Source organism: Neisseria sp. DTU_2021_1001991_1_SI_NGA_ILE_055, from assembly GCF_032342915.1.
Lineage (GTDB): Bacteria > Pseudomonadota > Gammaproteobacteria > Burkholderiales > Neisseriaceae > Neisseria.
Genome location: NZ_CP135440.1, coordinates 574768 through 595106, shown reverse-complemented (window position 1 = coordinate 595106; position 20339 = coordinate 574768). Strand labels below are relative to the sequence as shown.

Sequence of the window (20339 nt, the reverse complement as noted above, 5' to 3'; positions counted from 1 at the left end):
TAATTAAATGATTCCAGCGTTGGCGGCAGATGCTGCGTCATCGTGAACATCAGCCGTATTGACAGACGAGTAGCTCATACGCTCAGTGTGCGTATTGACGGCTGACAAATGACTGATATTGCCGTTGCCTGACAATCTACCCATCAACTCTTGCAGGCTCAATGTACCTTCATCGAAACGGAAGGTATCAATCACAGCATCAGTTTTACCGGAAACGAATTGGTCATTGATGGTAATGCTGTCCCCTTCTGACCCCTTGATGGTAATTTTCCAATCAGTATTGCCTCGAACATCGGTGGCAACATCAATGTGCAGGTCATTAACAGAGATATTTTGGCCGAATTGCAGTGCATTATGTTCGCCCACATTATCGGTAATCGTATCCTTACCTTCTCCAAGGCTGAAAACATAAGTATCGGCACCCTTGCCGCCTACCAAGTAATCGGTTCCTTGTCCGCCAAACAAAACGTCGTCGCCATCACCCCCACTCAAACGGTCATCGCCACTTTCTCCCCATAAGGTATCGTTGCCATTACCTCCATGTACAGAATCATTACCCATACCGCCATTAAGACGATCGTCTCCATCATAGCCGAAAATGACATCATCACCTGAATCACCGTTAATCGTATCATTACCCAAACTACCTCTGATCCGGTCATTGCCATCGCCGCCGCTGACAAGAGCATGGCTGCTGTCCGTAATGGTTATGATGTTATCCTCCCCTAAATGAAGCGAGGCTTGGGTAAGACTGTGATCATCTACTTCCGCTACATTTTTTGCAGAATTATTTTCTGCTACCGAAAGGCTGTGATTATTTTCGATGGTCAATGTAGTCTCGTTTACAGACTCCGGAATATTACCTCCTTTAGGATTACGGGTTTTGGTAATTTCTTGCTCGGAAAGATTATTCACAATAGTGTTATTTTCAATTTTGATATTTTTGAGTTCTCCCAAAATATCTTTTTCGGGAGTAGCATAATCCCTGCCTTCTTCCAAATCGATAGAACCTTTAACACGACCATATGTGTCGGCATTAGTCCCGTTGTTTACCAGTAAGTTATCGTGAACGGAAATACCCGTATCATTGAAATCAAAATTATGGCTGTTTTTGAATACAGTGTTTAAGCGTACGCCACCCCAATTGGCATTATCTTTGATAAGGTTATTGGCTACTTCATGACCTTTACCGCCAAAGATACCAATACCTGCTGCACGCCAGCCTAATTCAACGGTATTATTCAAAAAGCGGTTATTTTCAGCAACATGGGCATTGGTATTCTCATGATGACTTGACCATGTTGCTAAGCCATCATCACCATTGCCGCGGATATTGGAATTGATAACGGTGGAATTACTGGTACCTTGGGCAAAGTTAACGCCGTCTGCAAAGTTATTACGAATAGTGGCATTGAAGATAGTCAAGCCATTAGTGTAGTGCATATCAGATGCTGGGGCATAATCACCAATCCAGGCACCTACTTCAAAATGTTCAATTTTGATATCGTGAATCGATGAACCGTTACCCAAGGTACCGGAAATACCTTTATAGTTCGCGCCTTCGTTATAGCGAGAAGTTAAATCCGAATCCATGTAAACATTTCCAAAATCAATTTTGTTGGTGCCGTGTTCAAACACGATACCACCGCCACCTATTTTAGTACTGGTAAAATGCAATTTAGTGTGCCATTGGCCTGCTCCGCTAATTTTTACACCTTCAGGCGCGTAAATGTGCAGTTGTTCACTAAAATCAAATTGACCTTCAGGAATGTAAACAGATTTTTTAGATGCTTTGGCAGATTCAATCGCAGCCATAAATGCTTGGTAATCATCCGAGCCGTCATTGGCGACTGCGCCGAAATCAGTAATGCTGACACTGTTTGCAGGCTGCTTAATGGCATCCGGTGCTTTTTCCAAATCAACCAAGTCAATGCCTACGGGCGTGCTGTCGATATTAGTGATGGTAACTGTATCTCCTTTATTGATATGGGCATCTTTAAATAATTGGCTGACTTCGTCAAATTGGAAGCGGGCAAGCCTATCTGCCGCAGGCGTATCATGAACTTTAATATCGCCATCCGGATGATATTTGTAGTTATCCAAATATTGCCAGTTGGATTTGGAAGATAAATCCAAAGTACCAATCACTGTATTATTGACTTTGACTTCTACTTTACCGCTTTCACCATCAGGAACGGTATAACGGACGGTTACGGCATTGGCATCTGCTTGTGCAATAAATGACACAGATGCATTAGTCGGCAAATCAACATATGCCTGACCGCTTGCTTCACGGGCAGTTGCGCGTTCTGCCTCTGAAGAAGGGGCATTTTTAACAATACCGTTTTTCAGTTCACCTTGTTCTGCCTCATAAGTCGTATAGCCAAGTTTGGCACCATATTGAGAGGCATCGGGTACTGCTTTTTTAATATTTACCATTTAATATATTCCTTCAAAAATGTCGTAATATTGAGTTATTCTTTTGCAAAAAAGCTTTTATTAGTCATAATTTTGGCATAAAAGTTCAATATGCTATTGTTTAATTTTGAAAAGAAAATGCCGTCCGAAAATCTAGAAATTTTCAGACGGCATCTCAATGCCTTATTAGATTGTGGGTAAAGATTTAAGCCATACTTTTTCTCCAGATAGCTTTCAATTGCCTGTTTATATTCAGATGTATCATTCAATCCAATGATTCATATGGATATTTTCTTCTAGCAAGTACATACTATCTAGAACCTTAATTTACTGTGACTTATCCTTTTGCCATGCTTTGTATGAACGAATGGCTAAAATCAGGCATGCAATCCAAATTATGCCCAAGAAGCCCCAAACGCCGGTTGCACCAAACTCATTAAATAACCAAGCCACTGCTCGGCCTTTACGAGAAGCATGTTCAGTGTCGACAACATTTACAGCGTCTCCAAGCGTAATGTACCAGCCCAGTACAGGCAATATGATTAGCGCAAGCAGGTTTTGCAGTAGTTTTTTAAGGTTTGCATTCATGCTATTTCCTACACAATTCCTTTTTTCTCCAGATAGCTTTCGTAATCGCCCAAGTAGTGTTCATATCCGCCTTTGCCATCCAATTCAATGATTTGGGTAGCCAGTGAAGATACAAACTGACGGTCGTGCGATACGAAAATCAGCGTGCCGTTGTATTTTTCCAGCGCCATGTTCAAGGATTCGATGCTTTCCATGTCCATGTGGTTGGTCGGTTCGTCCATGACCAAGACATTGGGTTTCAACAGCAACAGTTTGCCGTAAAGCATACGGCCTTTTTCACCGCCGGAGAGAACCTTCACTTTTTTCACGACATCGTTGCTGCCGAAGAGCAAGCGGCCCAAAGTGCCGCGGATGACCTGCTCGTCATCGCCTTCCTGACCCCATTGGCGCATCCATTCAGTCAAATCCATATCGACGTCGAAGTCGTTTTCATGGTCTTGCGGATAGTAGCCGACGCTGGCTTTTTCCGCCCATTTGATGGTGCCTTCGTCCGGCAACAGGCCGTCTGAATATTCGGGGTTGTATGCGCCGGCCAAGAGTTTCAGCAGGGTAGATTTACCTGCGCCGTTCGGGCCGATGATGGCGAGGCGTTGACCGGCTTCAAGGATGAAGTTCAGGTTTTTAAACAACTGGGTTTCAAAACGTTTGGCCAGTTTTTCAACTTCCACAGCCTGACGGTGCAACTTGGCTTTTTCGTCAGCCTCAAAACGGATATACGGGTTTTGACGGGTAGAAGGTTTGACTTCGACCATTTCCGATTTGATTTTGTCTGCTTGTTTCAGACGGCTGGTTGCCTGACGGGCTTTGGATTTGTTCGCAGAGAAGCGGGCGACGAACTCTTGCAGCTCTTGCAGTTTCTCTTTGGCTTTGGCGTTGTCTTTCAGGGCGCGCTCACGCGATTGGGCGGAAGCAAGCATGTAGTCGTCGTAGTTTCCCGGATAGATGGTGATGGTGTTGTAGTCCAAATCTGCCATGTGCGTGCAGACTTCGTTCAAAAAGTGACGGTCGTGCGAGATGATGATCATGGTGGAGTCGTATTGGTTCAACACGCCTTCCAACCAGCGAATGGTATTGATGTCCAAGTTGTTGGTCGGTTCGTCCAAGAGTAATACATCAGGTTTGGAGAACAGGGCTTGCGCCAGCAATACGCGCAGTTTGAAGCCCGGGGCGACTTCTGCCATGGTCGCATTGTGCAAATCTTCGGAAATACCCACGCCGCTCAATAATTCGGCAGCGCGCGCTTCGGCGGTGTAGCCGTCGTATTCGGCGAACTTGGCTTCCAGTTCGGCGGCTTTCATGTAATCGTCTTCGGTGGCTTCGGGGTTGGCGTAAATCGCATCACGCTCAGTCATCGCCGCCCACATTTCGGTATGACCCATCATCACCACGTCCAGCACGCGCATGTCTTCGTAGGCAAACTGGTCTTGGCGCAATTTACCCAAACGTACGCCGTTTTCAATCGCTACTTCGCCGGCAGTCTGTTCCAAATCGCCGCCTAGGATTTTCATGAAGGTGGATTTACCTGAGCCGTTGGCGCCGATCAAGCCGTAACGGTTGCCTTCGCCGAATTTGACGGATACGTTTTCAAACAGCGGCTTTGCGCCGAACTGCATGGTGATGCCGTTGGTAGAAATCATTATTCGTAAAACCTTTATAAATAGAATGTTATAATCGGACGCGATTGTAGCATATTTTTGCAAAGACCTCAGAATTGAGGTCATGGCCAATATGTCCAATACCCGATGCAAGATGAAAACAGGCAACGCTTCACGCAAAAATGCGTTGTAGGCAGCCTTTCAGGCCGTCTGAAACGGAGAAACGATATGGAAACGCACAAAATCTATTACGCCGTGATTATTTTGGTATGTGCCGCCTCCATGCTGCTCAGCCCGTTTTTCTATATCCGCCGCACGCGCTCGGGCTCCGAATTGCGGCGCGCGCCCAGACAGTGGAAACCCATCCTCTTCGCCAACATCATCATGATTGCGGCTTTGTTTGTTTGGTGGAAATGGTTTTAAGGAAAAATAAAAAATGAACAAAATTTGGTTCAGCACATTACTGCTCGCTTTGACAACTGCGGTTTCCGCCGCGCCTATTTTTGAATGTACCGATTCTGCCGGCCGCAAAGTCTATACCCAAGCCGGCGGCAAAAACTGCAAAGCCAGCAATATCGGCAAACCGTCCGTATATACTTCTGCGCCTGTTTCAACACCGGCAACACCAATTTCCCCAAGTAAAACCGAGCAAGCGGAAGAAGCTGTCGCCCCGGTCAATCCGGCTGATGTCGGCGCGGCCAAGCGTGCTTTGGATACCGCCAAGAAAAATTTGGAAGAAGGCAAAAAATTGCGTTATGGCAATGAACGCAACTATGCCCGCTATCTCGAACGGATCAACGGTTTGGAAAAAGCCGTCCGCTCTGCTCAGGAAAACTACGACGCAGCGCAACGCCAACCTGCCTCTCAAGATCCTGTTGCCTATTGATACTTACTACCACACCAGCAAGGCCGTCTGAAATATGATTGTTCAGACGGCCTTTTCATCTCTTCAATATAACAAAATCGTCTTTATACCAAACAAAGCATTCTTTCCAGTTTTCAGACGGCCTTGTTAAAGTAAGCGTGTATTAAATTCTGACGGTTGCCATTATGTTGTTACTCAAAACGCCTTCTGTATTGCCGGGTTTCAAACTCAGCCTGGGTTTGACGGTTTTATGCCTGTCGCTTTTGGTGGTTTTGCCGTTTGCCATGATGGCGGCCAAAGCTGCGGAAATAGGCTGGAGCGGATTTTGGAACACGATTTCCGAACCCAATGTCTTGGCGGCCGTCTGGCTGAGCTTGCGGATGTCGTTTTATGCGATGTTGACCAATATCGTGTTCGGTACATTGGTTGCCTGGGTATTGGTGCGCTATGAATTTCCGGGCAAAGGATTGGTAAACGCTTTGGTCGATTTGCCGTTTGCGCTGCCGACGGCGGTAACAGGCATTGCGTTGGCAACCCTATATGCGCCCAATGGCTGGATAGGCCGTTTTTTCGATCCTTTGGGCATCAAAATCGCCTTTACGCCTACCGGCATCTGGATTGCGCTGATCGTCGTCAGCCTGCCCTTTATCGTCCGCGCCGTGCAGCCGGTATTGGAAGAATTGTCGGGCGAGTATGAAGAAGCGGCGGCAACTTTGGGCGCAAGCCGTTGGACTACGTTCCGCCGCGTCCTTTTGCCTGAAATCACACCAGCCCTGTTGACCGGCGCAGGCATGATGTTTGCCCGCTCTACCGGCGAATACGGCTCAGTTATCTTTATCGCGGGCAATATTCCGATGGTGTCTGAAATCCTGCCCTTGATTATTACCGGCAAACTGGAGCAATACGATGCTCAGGGCGCGTCTGCCGTTGCTCTGTTTATGCTGATGATTTCGTTTGTCATCCTGCTGATTTTAAACATTATGCAATGGACTTTAAGCCGCCGCGCCGGAGCGAGGGTTTAACAAACAACAGGCCGTCTGAAACATCAAGCAAACATTTTTCAGACGGCCCAAACAGATACAAGAATAAATCGAGACTACCCTACCATGAAAACCCATTCCACCAACCCAAACTTGAGCGAACCGCGTTGGCTGCACGTATTGCTGACCGCTACCGCCTTGGGCTTTCTGCTGCTGATGCTGGTCGTGCCTTTGGTTGCCGTATTCTATGAAGCCTTAAAAGGCGGTTGGGATTTATACCTGCAATCTCTGACCGATCCCGAAGCTTGGTCTGCCATTAAATTAACGCTGATTACCGCACTGATTGTCGTTCCCGTCAATGCCGTATTGGGCGTGGCGATGGCGTGGCTGCTGACCCGTTTCGACTTCCGCGGCAAGCAGTTGCTGACCACCCTGCTCGATTTGCCGTTTTCCGTATCGCCCGTGGTGGCCGGTTTGATGTTCGTCTTATTGTTCGGTGCGCACACTGCATTGGGCGGCTGGCTCGAAGCGCAAGGCATACAGATTATCTTCGCCATCCCCGGCATTATTTTGGCGACGCTGTTCGTTACCTTCCCCTTTGTCGCGCGCGAAATCATTCCGTTAATGCAGGCGCAGGGCGACAGCGAAGAACAAGCCGCGCTGATTCTCGGCGCAAGCGGCTGGCAGATGTTTTGGCGCGTTACCCTGCCCAACATCAAATGGGCGCTGCTCTACGGCATCATCCTCACCAACGCCCGCGCGATGGGCGAGTTCGGCGCGGTCAGCGTGGTATCGGGGCACATCCGCGGCGAAACCAACACCATCCCGCTTTTGGTCGAAATCTTCTACAACGAATACAACTTCACCGGCGCATTCGCCCTCTCCGGCGTATTGGCACTTTTAGCCTTGGCCACCTTGCTGGTGCAAAACATCATTACCAAATTACAAGATAAAAAACTCGCCGCCGCCGAAAGGAACGCAGCATGAGCATCACTATTCAAAACTTAAACAAACACTTCGGAGCGTTCCACGCGCTGAAAAACATCAACCTCAACGTCCCCACCGGCAAACTCGTTTCCCTGCTCGGCCCTTCCGGCTGCGGCAAAACCACGCTCCTGCGCATCATCGCCGGACTGGAAAACGCCGACGGCGGCCAAATTCTCTTTGACGGACAAGACGTCACCGCCAAGCATGTGCGCGAGCGCAAGGTCGGTTTCGTGTTCCAACACTACGCCCTCTTCCGCCACATGAACGTATTTGACAACGTCGCCTTCGGTTTGACCGTATTGCCCAAGTCCGAACGTCCGTCCAAAGAACAAATCCGCACCAAAGTCGAAGAATTGCTCAAACTCGTGCAGCTCTCCCACCTCGCCAAATCCTATCCGCACCAGCTCTCCGGCGGCCAACGCCAACGCATCGCCCTCGCCCGCGCCCTTGCGGTCGAACCCAAACTCCTGCTCTTGGACGAACCCTTCGGTGCGCTGGATGCCAAAGTGCGCAAAGAATTGCGTACCTGGCTGCGCGACATTCATCACAACTTAGGCGTAACCAGCATTCTGGTCACGCACGACCAAGAAGAAGCCCTTGAAGTTTCCGACGAAATCGTCGTCATGAACCACGGCAAAATCGAGCAAACCGGCAGCGCCGAAGCCATTTACCGCAAACCCGAAAACGCCTTCGTTACCGAGTTCCTCGGCGAAACCGACGCATTTGAAGGACGCATCGAAAAAGGCATCTGGCACTACCACGGCTTCGAATGGAAATTGGATGCGCAATACAAATGGCAGGAACAAACCGCCATCGGCTATATCCGCCCGCACGAATGGCAGCTTGCCGCCGAAAACGAAACGCCGATGATTCGTGCCAAAATCGAAAAAATCCACGCCGTCGGGGCATTGACGCATATTCTGGTGAAACACGACAAACAAGACGTGCATATCACGCTGGCAGGCAGCGATGCCGCGCGTTACCAAATCACCGAAGGCAAAGAATTGAATCTGATTCCGAAACAGGTTTATGTCTTTTCTCAAAACGAGCTGATTGAATATTCGATTTGAGACTAAATCATAAGGCCGTCTGAAAATCTGCTTTCAGACGGCCTTTCAGCTTATTAAAGCTGCCAATCAATCGGCTCTAAACCATGTGCCTGCAAATAAGCGTTTGCCTGAGAAAAATGTTTGCAGCCGAAAAAGCCGCGATACGCCGACAAGGGCGAAGGATGCGGCGCGGTCAGCACCAAATGACGGTTGCGGTCGATAAACGCGCCTTTTTTCTGCGCATGGCTGCCCCACAGCATAAAGACCAAATGCTCGCGCTCCTTATCCAATTGTCGGATGACTTCATCGGTAAATGCCTCCCAACCGAAGGTCGCATGGGAATGCGCGACACCGGCGCGGACAGTCAACACCGTGTTCAACAGCAACACGCCCTGTTCCGCCCAATGTTGCAAATAGCCGTGTTGCGGAATCTGAAAACCTTCAATATCCATCGCCAGCTCTTTATAAATATTGACCAACGACGGCGGCACTGCAATTTCAGGCTGGACGGAAAACGCCAAACCATGCGCCTGCCCCGCGCCGTGATACGGGTCTTGCCCCAAAATCACTACTTTTACATTTCCGAATTCAGTCGTCCGAAAGGCATTGAATACATCGCGCTCAGGCGGATAAACGGTTATCCCCGCCTGCCTTTCGTGGCGAACCTTCTCCAAAATCTTTTGAAAATACGCCTTTTCTTTTTCCGCACCAATCGCCTCGTGCCAAGTTTGCATTATTTGCCGCTCCGTATTTGAATGGGCTTATTATAAAGGATATGCCGCATAACGATATGGTTTGTTGCCGCTGCCGGACTGAAGATTATCGACAGCAACAAGCCTAAAGCGTCATAATAGCGTTCTGAATCAGGCCGTCTGAAAAACCAATACGGCTTTTCAGACGGCCTTTTTATATCGTTCGATTTTTATATGAATACACAAACCATAAAAACCTATCTTGTCGGCGGCGCCGTCCGCGACCATCTTCTAGGCCTGCCCGTCAAAGACCGCGATTGGGTAGTCGTCGGTGCAGATGCGCAAACCATGTTGGCTCAAGGCTATCAGCCGGTCGGCAAAGATTTTCCCGTCTTTCTCCATCCGGACAGCCACGAGGAATACGCCCTCGCCCGTACCGAACGTAAAACCGCCAAAGGCTATGCCGGATTCAGTTTTCATGCCGATAAAAACGTTACGCTGGAACAAGACCTGATGCGCCGCGACCTGACCATCAATGCCATGGCTCAGGATTCAGACGGCACGATCATCGATCCCTTTGGCGGACAACAAGATTTAGCAGCCGGCATCCTGCGCCACGTTTCGCCCGCCTTTGCCGAAGATCCCGTGCGGATTTTGCGTATCGCCCGTTTTGCCGCGCGTTATGGGTTTCAAATTGCCGATGAAACCATGTCGCTGATGCGGCAAATGGTAGAAAACGGCGAAGCGGATGCCTTAGTTGCCGAACGTGTCTGGCAGGAATTGGCCAAAGGTTTGATGGAGAAAAATCCGCGCAAAATGATTGAAGTTTTACGCGAATGCGGCGCACTCAAAGTCTTGCTGCCCGAACTTGACGCCCTTTTCGACGTACCGCAACGCGCCGACTATCATCCCGAAATCGATAGCGGTATCCATACGCTGATGGTTGTACAACGGGCCGCCGAAATGAATCTGTCCCTCGCCGAACGCTATGCCGCCTTATTACACGACTTGGGCAAGGCAAAAACACCGGCCGATATCCTGCCGAAACACTACGAACACGACATCAACGGCGTCGAACCCGTCCGCGAAGTCAATCAACGCCTGCGCACGCCCAAACACTGCGCCGAGCTTGCCGAACTCGTCTGCCGCTGGCATATCATGTTCCACCAAGTCGGGCAGTTCAAAAGCAAAACCATTTTGAAGGTTTTGAAAAAAACCGATGCATTCCGCCGCCCAGAACGTTTTCAGACGGCCTTAAATGTCTGCGTGGCCGACAAACAAGGCCGTCTGAACCTTGAAGACACACCCTATCCGCAACGCGAACACTGGCTGGCTTTACTTGAAGCTGCCAACCAAGTAGATGCAGGCAAAATCGCCACCGAGTGCCGCGCACAAGGAAAAGCCCATTTAATTGCCGAACAAATCGATCATGCCCGCTTGGCGCAAATTACACCGCTGCAAAAAGCGTATCAGGCAGACAAATTAGGAGGCTATTGATGACATCTTCGCGTTATAAAATCAATCACACTCCCAAGGGCATTACTGTGTCTGCTCGTGTTGTACATGACTCGCAGGAAATTGGTTCTACTGCGGTATTTCTTATATTTTCCTTTGCGCTTACATGCATCGCGCCGTTTTACCTTGAAGAACATTATTTCACTCATTTTGAAGCTATTCTCATCCCTTTACTTTTTACTTTCTACTTAGTGGGTTCGCTTGTTTACTGCCTTCTTTGGCAACTTTTCGGACGTGAAAACATCAAGATCCGTAACCATACTCTGTCTCATGGTTATACCTTGTTCTCCATTGGGCGTTGGCGTAGTTTCCCGTTGTCAGAAATCTCCGAATGGCATTCTTGTGACCATATTCCCAAAGCTCCTGTAGCAAGAGGAAGAAAAGCTAGGTACCCGGGCGAAAACCACTACCAAAACGGCATAAAACAATCGAGAAACAATATTCCTAATATCTTACGTATCCAAAAATGCAAACAAGGCGCATGGGCTTTCGATTATCAGGGAAAAACCATACGTATCGGCAATTTTTTTGATAGCCGCGATTTTCAGACAGTCAATATTGAATTGAACAGATTTATCCCCACATCCGCCAAAGCCCGTCAACTTAAAGACGCCCTTTGAAACAATCACCACAATATCCGCTATAATCCTCATCTTGACCATCTTATTTCAACAATAAAATCATGACCATCCAGACCGATTTACTTCACAAAAAAATCAGCAATGAAGATTATCAACGCCTCATTGTCAAACACAGCGAATCTTTCAGCGACGGCGAAATCCGCCTATTGAATGAGATTTTGGAGAAATTTGAATTCGATGTCGTACAGGAACAAGCATTGGCGCAAGCGGTGATGCAGCAGGTGCGCTTTGACCCCAACGCCTACCATATCGACAGCGACGACGAAGACACCACAGGCATCTGCCCCCACTGCATCAATCCGCCTATGCCGCCCCTGCGTGATTATCTGGTTTGGCGCGAAACACGCGGCTAAAAATTTTCCTAATCGATTTTGATAAGTTACTAACCATTCGCTATCGAATAAGGCCGTCTGAACAGGTGTCATCGTTACATTTGTTCAGACGGCCTTTTGTAAATAAATGTTCACAATTAGGATAAATCAGTATAATCTGCGCCGTTTGAATTTTCTTCGGAGCTTTTATGAATCAGCTTAAAACGGCGGTAGCCGGTGCGCAGATTTTGTTTGTCGCATTCGGTGCTATGGTGCTTGTGCCGCTTCTGACGGGACTGAACCCGGCTTTGGCATTATTGGGCGCAGGCTTAGGCACCTTGTTGTTCCAATTGGTTACCAAACGTAAAGTGCCGATTTTCCTCGGCTCTTCTTTTGCCTTTATTGCACCGATTATCTACTCCATCGGCGAATGGGGCCTGCCTTCTACCATGTTCGGCCTGTTTGCGGCCGGCTTCATGTACTTTGTTTTTGCCGCATTGATCAGATGGCGTGGTCTGGATGCGGTACACAAGCTGTTGCCGCCCGTGGTTATCGGCCCGGTGATTATGGTAATCGGCTTGTCCGTAGCCGCTGCAGCCAGCAGCATGGCCATGGGTCAATCAGGCGGCAAGCAGGTCATCGACTATATCGATTCGCTGATTCTGTCCGGCTTTACCTTTGCGGTAACCGTCATCGTTTCTGTCTTCGGCAGCAAAATGATGAAGCTGATTCCGATTCTGATCGGCGTGGCTTCCGGCTATGTGTTGGCTTTGATCATGGGCTTGGTCGACACCGGCGCCATCATCAATACTCCTTGGTTTGCCGTTCCTCATTTTGAAACACCTCAAGTCAACTGGCAGGCTGCCTTGTTTATGTTGCCCGTTGCCATCGCCCCGGCCATCGAACACATCGGCGGCATTATGGCCATCGGTAATGTAACCGGCAAAAACTACACTAAAGACCCGGGCTTGGACAAAACCCTCGCCGGCGACGGCTTGGGCGTCTGCGTGGCCGGTTTGATCGGCGGCCCTCCTGTGACCACTTACGGCGAAGTAACCGGCGCGGTGATGATTACCAAAAACAGCAACCCCGTCATCATGACTTGGGCAGCAATTTTTGCGATTTGCATGGCGTTTTTCGGTAAATTCAACGCGTTTTTGGCTTCGATCCCCATGCCGGTTATGGGCGGCATTATGTTGCTGCTGTTCGGCACTATCGCCTCTTTGGGCATCAAAACATTGATTGATGCGAAAGTCGATTTGATGCAGCCGAAAAACCTGGTTATCGTCAGCTCTGTATTGACGACCGGCATCGGCGGCATGATTATCAAAGTAGGTACTTTGAGCTTCGCCGGTGTAGGTTTGTGCGCCGTATTGGCCATTATCCTGAACTGTGTTTTGCCCAATACAAAATCAGAAGAAGCATAAATAGCTGATTCATAAACTCAAAGGCCGAGACCTTTGCAAAATTCCCCAAAATCCCCTAAATTCCTACTAAGACATTTAGGGGATTTTCCATGAGTACCTTCTTCCAGCAAACCGCCCAAGCCATGATCGCCAAACACATCGACCGTTTCCCGCTATTGAAATTGGATCAGGTGATTGATTGGCAACCGATCGAACAGTACCTGAATCGTCAAAGAACCCGTTACCTCCGAGACCACCGCGGCCGTCCCGCCTATCCCCTGTTGTCCATGTTCAAAGCCGTCCTGCTCGGACAATGGCACAGCCTCTCCGATCCCGAACTCGAACACAGCCTCATCACCCGCATCGATTTCAACCTGTTTTGCCGTTTTGACGAACTGAGCATCCCCGATTACAGCACCTTATGCCGCTACCGCAACTGGCTGGCGCAAGACGACACCCTGTCCGAACTACTGGAGCTGATCAACCGCCAACTGACCGAAAAAGGCCTAAAAATAGAGAAAGCATCCGCCGCCGTCGTTGATGCCACTATTATTCAGACCGCCGGCAGCAAACAGCGCCAGGCCATAGAAGTTGATGAAGAAGGACAAGTCAGCGGCCAAGCCACACCGAGTAAAGACAGCGATGCCCGTTGGATAAAGAAAAACGGTCTCTACAAACTTGGTTACAAACAACATACCCGTACCGATGAGGAAGGCTATATCGAGAAACTGCACATCACTCCCGCCAATGTCCATGAGTGCAACCATCTTTCCCCTTTGTTGGAGGGTATTGCCGAAGGCACGACCGTCTATGCCGACAAAGGCTACGACAGTAAGGAAAACCGGCAACATCTGAAAGAGCATCGGTTGTTAGACGGCATTATGCGTAAAGCCCACCGCAACCGTCCGCTGACGGAAGCGCAAACCAAACGTAACCGATATTTGTCGAAGACCCGTTATGTGGTCGAACAAAGCTTCGGTACGCTGCACCGTAAATTCCGCTACGCCCGGGCAGCCTATTTCGGTCTGTGTAAAGTGAGTGCGCAAAGCCATCTGAAGGCGATGTGTTTAAACCTGTTGAAAGCGGCTAACAGGCTAAGTGTGCCCGCTGCTGCCTAAAAGGCGGCCCGGATGCCTGATTATCGGGTGTCCGGGGAGGATTAAGGGGGTATTTGAGTAGAATCAGGAGTGATTTGGAATGGAAACAGCCGAAAACCTGTTTTTGGGTTTCGGTTGTTGGAGGAAAAGAAATTTTGCAAAGGTCTCAGGCCGTCTGAAAATAAGATTTCAGACGGCCTTTTGATCATTACGCTTTATAATACAATGAAAAAATGCCGGAGACTCAATCATCTCCGGCATTTTTGAATAAGGTGGCGAGCCGAACCCCCGGCACTGGCTCATCAGAGTGGGCTGCTGGCTTCCGCCCCTGACCCGGTGTTCCGAATTACCATGCGGGGAGACCCGCCATAGAAGAAACGCATTATAGCGGTTTTATAGAAAAACTCAAGCGATAAAATCTGTCAGGCCGTCTGAAAACCATTTACACGACAAGATTGTAAACAATATTACCTAGTTGCAAATCATTCCCATTGAAATGTTTATTGTCTTTTCCATTGAAAAATATCGAAAATTACACTACATTAACACTTTACGCCATCAAGAAGAAATTGCATTTTTCAGACGGCCTTTAATATAAAAACATTACATCCATCAACGGAACACGACCATGACCACGACTACTGCCCCTCAGCGTATTCGAGAAATTCCCTATAACTATACTTCTTATACCGACCGCGAAATCGTCATCCGACTGTTGGGCAACGAAGCCTGGCAAATTTTACAAGACCTGCGAGGCCAACGTAAAACAGGACGTTCGGCGCGGATGTTGTTTGAAGTGTTGGGCGATATTTGGGTGGTCGTGCGCAATCCGTATCTGGTCGATGATTTGCTGGAACACCCGAAACGCCGCGCCGCGCTGGTACGGGAAATGCGCCACCGGTTGAACGAAATCCGCAAACGCCGCGACGACAATCCACAAGTCGATGTATTAGTGGCGGCGGCGGAAAAGGCGGTTGAACGTTTTGACGGCAGCTTTGACGAAACGCGCCAAAAGCGGCGGCAGATTTTGGAGCGTTTGAGAAAAATCACCAAGCCGCACAATATTATGTTTGACGGGCTGGCGCGGGTAACGCACGTTACCGATGCGACCGACTGGCGCGTCGAATATCCGTTTGTCGTCGTCAATCCCGACACGGAGGCGGAAGTCGCGCCTTTGGTGCGCGCCTTAATCGAGCTGGATTTGGTCATTATCCCGCGCGGCGGCGGCACGGGTTATACCGGCGGCGCCGTGCCTTTGGATGCGAACAGTGCGGTCATCAATACGGAAAAGCTGGACAAGCATCGCGGCGTAGAATTTGTCGAACTGGCGGGCTTGGACGGCAAACATCCGATTATTCATTGCGGCGCAGGTGTGGTAACGCGGCGGGTGGAAGAAACCGCGCATCAGGCGGGTTTGGTGTTCGCCGTCGATCCGACTTCCGCCGATGCTTCCTGCGTAGGTGGTAATGTGGCGATGAACGCAGGCGGCAAAAAAGCCGTGCTGTGGGGGACGGCGTTGGACAACCTCGCCTACTGGCAGATGGTCAACCCACAGGGCGAATGGTTGCGTATCGAGCGCGTGCGCCACAATTTCGGAAAAATCCACGACGAAGAAACCGCAGTCTTTGACGTTCACACGTTAGATTCAGACGGCCTCAATATCGTTAAAACCGAACGCTTGGAAATCCCCGGCCACAAATTCCGTAAAGTCGGTTTGGGCAAAGACGTTACCGACAAATTCTTGAGCGGTCTGCCCGGCGTGCAAAAAGAAGGCACGGACGGCATCATCACCAGCGTCGCCTTCGTGTTGCACAAAATGCCGAAATACACGCGCACCGTGTGTATGGAGTTTTTCGGCACGGTTGCCACCGCCACGCCGTCCATCGTCGAAATCCGCGATTTCCTGCTTGCTCATAAAAGCGTGCGGCTGGCCGGTTTGGAACATTTGGACTGGCGTTACGTCCGCGCCGTCGGTTATGCCACCAAAGCAGCAGGCAAAGGCCGACCTAAAATGGTCTTGCTGGCAGACGTGGTTTCCGACGACGAAGCCGCCGTACAGGCAGCCGCCGAACACATCTGCGAACTCGCCCGCGCTCGCGACGGCGAAGGCTTTATCGCCGTGTCGCCCGAAGCACGCAAAACCTTCTGGCTTGACCGCAGCCGCACCGCCGCCATCGCCAAACACACCAACGCCTTTAAAATCAACGAAGACGTGGTGATTCCGCTGGAGAGGCTGGGCGAGTATTCAGACGGTATCGAACGCATCAACATCGAGCTTTCCATCCAAAACAAACTCAAACTCTGTGCTGAATTAGAGCAATATCTGTCAGGCAAACTCCCCATCGACAAAATGGGCACGGACCTACCGACCGCCGAACTTTTGGGCGAACGCGGCAAACACGCCCTTACCCACGTTTCCGCCGTTAAAGAGCGTTGGGACTGGTTGCTCGCCCATCTGGACACGCCGCTTGCCGACTACAAAGCCCGCTACGGCGTAGCCGTCCATGCCGCGCCCGAAGCCAAAGACGACGAGAGCTGTTTCACCGCATTCCGCGATTTCCGCCTGCGCGTGTCTGTCAAAGCGGACGTAATGAAGCCACTTTCTGAAATCTTCAGCGGCAAAACAGATACCAAAATTATCCAAGGCTTGGGCAAAATCCACGCCAAAACCGTACGCAGCCGCGTCTTTGTCGCCCTGCATATGCACGCCGGCGACGGTAACGTTCACACCAATATTCCGGTTAACTCAGACGATGCCGAAATGCTTCAGACGGCCTACCGTTCGGTCGAACGCATCATGAAAATCGCCCGTTCGCTCGGTGGCGTGATTTCCGGCGAACACGGCATCGGCATTACCAAGCTCGAATTTTTGACCGATGAAGATTTGCAACCGTTTTGGAACTACAAAAACCAAGTCGATCCCAAACACACCTTCAACCGTCACAAACTGATGAAAGGCTCGGACCTACGCAACGCCTATACGCCGTCTTTCGAGCTTTTGGGGGCGGAATCTCTGATTATGGAAAAATCAGACCTCGGCACCATCGCCGATTCCGTCAAAGATTGCCTGCGCTGCGGCAAATGCAAACCCGTCTGCTCCACCCACGTTCCGCGTGCCAACCTGCTGTACAGCCCGCGCAACAAAATCCTCGGCGTGGGGCTGCTGACTGAAGCCTTTTTATACGAAGAGCAAACCCGCCGCGGCGTTTCCATCAAACACTTTGAAGAACTCATGGACATCGGCGACCACTGCACCGTGTGCCACCGATGCGTCAAACCCTGCCCGGTCAACATCGACTTCGGCGACGTTACCGTAGCCATCCGCAACTACCTTGCCGATTCCGGCCACAAACGCTTTGCACCCGCCGCATCGATGGGCATGGCATTTCTGAACGCCACCGGCCCGAAAACCATCAAAGCCTTGCGCGCCGCCATGATACAGACCGGCTTTCCCGCGCAGAACTTCGCCTACAAAATCGGCAAACTTCTTCCAATCGGTACCAAAAAGCAAAAAGCCGAACCCAAAGCCACCGTCGGCACCGCCTCAATCAAAGAACAGGTTATCCACTTCATCAACCGTCCTTTGCCCAAAAGTGTACCCGCTAAAACACCGCGTTCCATGCTCGGCATCGAAGACGACAAAAGCATCCCCATCATCCGCAACCCCACCGCGCCCGAAGATGCCGAAGCCGTGTTCTACTTTCCCGGCTGCGGTTCCGAGCGTTTGTTCAGCCAAATCGGACTTGCCGTCCAAGCCATGCTTTGGCACGTCGGCGTACAAACCGTCCTGCCGCCCGGCTATATGTGTTGCGGCTATCCGCAGGACGCGGGCGGTAACAAGGCAAAAGCCGAGCAAATGAGCACCAACAACCGCGTGGCTTTCCACCGCATGGCGAACACCCTCAACTACCTCGACATCAAAACCGTCGTCGTCAGTTGCGGCACCTGCTACGACCAGCTCGAAAAATACCGCTTCGAAGAAATCTTCCCCGGCTGCCGCATCATCGACATCCACGAATATCTGCTTGAAAAAGGAGTGCAACTGAACGGCGTACAAGGTCAGCAATACCTATACCACGACCCTTGCCACACACCGATTAAAACCATGAACGCCACACAAATGGCCAGCAGCCTGATGGGACAGAAAGTCGTCTTAAGCGACCGCTGCTGCGGCGAATCCGGCATGTTTGCCGTCAAACGCCCCGACATCGCCACCCAAGTCAAATTCCGCAAACAGGAAGAAATCGAGAAAAACCTCAAAGAGCTGCCGCAGGGCGAACCCGTCAAAATGCTTACCTCCTGCCCAGCCTGCCTGCAAGGTCTGAGCCGATACGCCGACGACAACAATATGCCTGCAGACTACATCGTCATCGAAATGGCAAAACACATCCTCGGTGAAAACTGGCTGGATGAGTTTGTGAAAAAAGCCAATAACGGTGGCGTAGAGAAAGTGTTGCTCTAAAACTTAGGCAATAACTTATAGCTGTACAAAGAGGCCAGTTATGTCTACTCATAACTACTGTCAATCCCTGCACCCTAGTTTTCCCGTTTTTCCTGCTTTATTTTAATCTTTTTTATAATGCACAAACCTTGATTCTCTAAAGTAAGGATTTAATTTACTAAATAATTTTGTTTTATTTGCTATTATCCTTAACAATCACTATTAAAATGCGCGCCGATGTTTTGCCGCCTTGCGTATGCGGCTTGGGCGACGGCAAGGCTGCATTCTATCAGGTTGCGGTTTTCGTATTCGGACGCGGTGTGCGGCGCGGTTTGGTTTTGCTTCCAAAGCCGCAGTTGGGCGATGGCGCGGCGCAGGCCGGTATCGTTGCGGAGGATGCCCAGATGGCGTTGGTTGAAGGCTTGCAGGACGGGGCGGCTGAATGTGTTTTGGAGGTCGTCTGAAAAGATGCCTGCTTCGGCGGTGGGGTTTTCAGACGACCTTTGGGACGGTACGGTTTGGAACGCTTGTCCGTCCGCGATGGTTTGGGCGGCAAGTCTGGCGGTCACGACGCATTCGAGCAGGGAGTTGCTGGCGAGGCGGTTGGCTCCGTGCAATCCTGTGCAGGCGGTTTCGCCTAAGGCGTAGAGCTGCGGCAGGGAGGTTCTGCCGCAGGAGTCGGTTTGGATGCCGCCGCAGGTGTAGTGTTGCACGGGGCGGACGGGGATGGCTTGGCGTGTGACGTCCAAGCCGCATTGGGATAAACAGTGTCGGTGGATAGACGGGAAATGCTGACGGACGAACGCCGCGGGTTGATGGCTGATGTCGAGTGAGACGAAGTCTTGCGTTTGTTTGGCGATTTCGGCGGCGATGGCGCGGGCAACGATGTCGCGCGGTGCGAGTTCGGCGCGGCGGTCGTAATGCGGCATAAACCGTTCGCCCGATTGGTTGGTCAGGATGCCGCCTTCGCCGCGCACGGCTTCGGAAATCAGGAAGGTGCGGCCGTTTTCAGACGGCCTTGCCAAGCCTGTAGGGTGAAATTGGATAAATTCAAGGTTTTCGACTACGCAGCCTGCGCGTATCGCCATGGCGATGGCGTCGCCCGTGCATTCGGGCGGCGTAGTGGTGGCGGCGTAAATCTGTCCCAAGCCGCCGCCTGCGAGTACGGTATGACGGGCGCGGATGCGGTAGGTTTCTTGCGTTCGGCGGTCGAGGACGGTCAGTCCGCATGCCGCGCCTGATTCGGTTTGAACGTCCAACGCCATCTGCCGCTCGTAAACGCGGATGTTCAGACGGCAGCGTATTTGGGCAATCAGGCTCTGCATGACGGCTTCGCCCGTGTAGTCGGCGACGTGGGCGATTCGGCGGCAGGTATGCCCGCCTTCGCGCGTCAGGTGCAGGCCGTTATTATTTTGGTCGAACGCCACGCCCTGCGCCAGCAGCCATTCGATTGCCGGTTTGCCCTGCGACAGGATGGTGCGGACGGCGGCTTCGTCGCACAAACCCGCGCCCGCTTCCAAAGTATCGGCAACGTGTTTTTCGATGTCGTCCTCTTCCGACCACGCCGCCGCAATTCCGCCTTGTGCATGACGGCTGGCGGTATCGTCCAGCCGGTTTTTGCACAAAATGACGATGCGGAACGATTCAGGCAGCGACAGGGCGAGCGTCAATGCCGCCAGCCCGTTTCCGGCAATCAATACGTCGCAATCGGTTTGCATGGTGTTGTCCTTGTTTGAGGGGTCGTCTGAAACGGC

The 20339-nt window shown here is 50.7% G+C and carries 16 protein-coding genes and 1 other RNA gene; 11 read left to right on the top strand and 6 right to left on the bottom strand.

Annotated features, from left to right (window positions below):
* Positions 1-3: 3 nt before the first annotated feature.
* From RRV97_RS02820 to RRV97_RS02810, 3 genes are all read right to left on the bottom strand, one after another.
* Entirely contained in the window at positions 4-2439 is a 2436-nt protein-coding gene (locus tag RRV97_RS02820; protein WP_315611906.1) for a calcium-binding protein, read from the bottom strand.
* A 306-nt stretch (positions 2440-2745) separates the two neighbouring features.
* Positions 2746-3006: a hypothetical protein gene (locus RRV97_RS02815; RefSeq protein WP_254344446.1), complete on the bottom strand. Its 261-nt coding sequence runs from the start codon at positions 3004-3006 to the stop codon at positions 2746-2748.
* Positions 3007-3014: 8 nt separating this feature from the next.
* Positions 3015-4643, bottom strand: coding sequence for an ABC-F family ATPase (locus RRV97_RS02810; RefSeq protein WP_003746799.1), 1629 nt, complete (start codon positions 4641-4643; stop codon positions 3015-3017).
* Between the two features lie 186 nt (positions 4644-4829).
* On the opposite strand from RRV97_RS02810, the gene RRV97_RS02805 reads away from it, so the two are divergent.
* From RRV97_RS02805 to RRV97_RS02785, 5 genes are all read left to right on the top strand, one after another.
* A complete protein-coding gene (locus RRV97_RS02805; RefSeq protein WP_036493670.1) occupies positions 4830-5024 on the top strand; it encodes a hypothetical protein in 195 nt (64 codons plus the stop codon).
* Positions 5025-5037: 13 nt separating this feature from the next.
* Positions 5038-5487 carry a DUF4124 domain-containing protein gene (locus RRV97_RS02800; RefSeq protein WP_315611905.1) on the top strand — a complete coding sequence of 150 codons (450 nt, stop codon included), beginning with the start codon at positions 5038-5040 and terminating at the stop codon, positions 5485-5487.
* Positions 5488-5651: 164 nt separating this feature from the next.
* Positions 5652-6488: a sulfate ABC transporter permease subunit CysT gene (gene cysT / locus RRV97_RS02795; protein ID WP_315611904.1), complete on the top strand. Its 837-nt coding sequence runs from the start codon at positions 5652-5654 to the stop codon at positions 6486-6488.
* An 84-nt stretch (positions 6489-6572) separates the two neighbouring features.
* Positions 6573-7433, top strand: a complete 861-nt coding sequence (gene cysW / locus RRV97_RS02790) for a sulfate ABC transporter permease subunit CysW (RefSeq protein ID WP_315611903.1) — start codon at positions 6573-6575, stop codon at positions 7431-7433.
* Positions 7430-8503 (top strand): sulfate/molybdate ABC transporter ATP-binding protein, encoded by a 1074-nt coding sequence (locus tag RRV97_RS02785; RefSeq protein ID WP_315611902.1) that lies wholly within the window; start codon positions 7430-7432, stop codon positions 8501-8503. Before cysW ends, RRV97_RS02785 begins: the two co-directional genes overlap by 4 nt.
* Before the next feature lie 53 nt (positions 8504-8556).
* Here the strand turns inward: RRV97_RS02785 and ung are convergent, their stop codons facing one another.
* Positions 8557-9216: a uracil-DNA glycosylase gene (ung, locus tag RRV97_RS02780; protein WP_315611901.1), complete on the bottom strand. Its 660-nt coding sequence runs from the start codon at positions 9214-9216 to the stop codon at positions 8557-8559.
* A gap of 192 nt (positions 9217-9408) precedes the next feature.
* Here ung and RRV97_RS02775 point away from each other — a divergent pair, with 192 nt between their 5' ends.
* From RRV97_RS02775 to RRV97_RS02755, 5 genes are all read left to right on the top strand, one after another.
* Positions 9409-10671, top strand: coding sequence for a multifunctional CCA addition/repair protein (locus tag RRV97_RS02775; protein ID WP_315611900.1), 1263 nt, complete (start codon positions 9409-9411; stop codon positions 10669-10671).
* A complete protein-coding gene (locus tag RRV97_RS02770; protein ID WP_315611899.1) occupies positions 10671-11309 on the top strand; it encodes a hypothetical protein in 639 nt (212 codons plus the stop codon). Before RRV97_RS02775 ends, RRV97_RS02770 begins: the two co-directional genes overlap by 1 nt.
* 62 nt (positions 11310-11371) lie before the next feature.
* Positions 11372-11683, top strand: coding sequence for a hypothetical protein (locus RRV97_RS02765; RefSeq protein WP_049323230.1), 312 nt, complete (start codon positions 11372-11374; stop codon positions 11681-11683).
* A gap of 167 nt (positions 11684-11850) precedes the next feature.
* The gene (locus tag RRV97_RS02760) at positions 11851-13068 is read left to right on the top strand and encodes a uracil-xanthine permease family protein (protein WP_315611898.1); all 1218 of its coding nucleotides are present in this window, start codon (positions 11851-11853) and stop codon (positions 13066-13068) included.
* A gap of 89 nt (positions 13069-13157) precedes the next feature.
* Positions 13158-14165, top strand: a complete 1008-nt coding sequence (locus RRV97_RS02755) for an IS5 family transposase (protein ID WP_315611897.1) — start codon at positions 13158-13160, stop codon at positions 14163-14165.
* Between the two features lie 250 nt (positions 14166-14415).
* Here RRV97_RS02755 and ffs read toward each other — a convergent pair.
* An RNA gene (gene ffs, locus RRV97_RS02750) (signal recognition particle sRNA small type) lies at positions 14416-14512 on the bottom strand.
* A gap of 260 nt (positions 14513-14772) precedes the next feature.
* Here ffs and RRV97_RS02745 point away from each other — a divergent pair.
* A complete protein-coding gene (locus tag RRV97_RS02745; protein WP_315611896.1) occupies positions 14773-18606 on the top strand; it encodes an FAD/FMN-binding oxidoreductase in 3834 nt (1277 codons plus the stop codon).
* Between the two features lie 188 nt (positions 18607-18794).
* On the opposite strand, the gene nadB is transcribed toward RRV97_RS02745, so the two are convergent.
* Positions 18795-20303 (bottom strand): L-aspartate oxidase, encoded by a 1509-nt coding sequence (gene nadB / locus RRV97_RS02740; RefSeq protein ID WP_315611895.1) that lies wholly within the window; start codon positions 20301-20303, stop codon positions 18795-18797.
* Between the last annotated feature and the right edge of the window lie 36 nt (positions 20304-20339).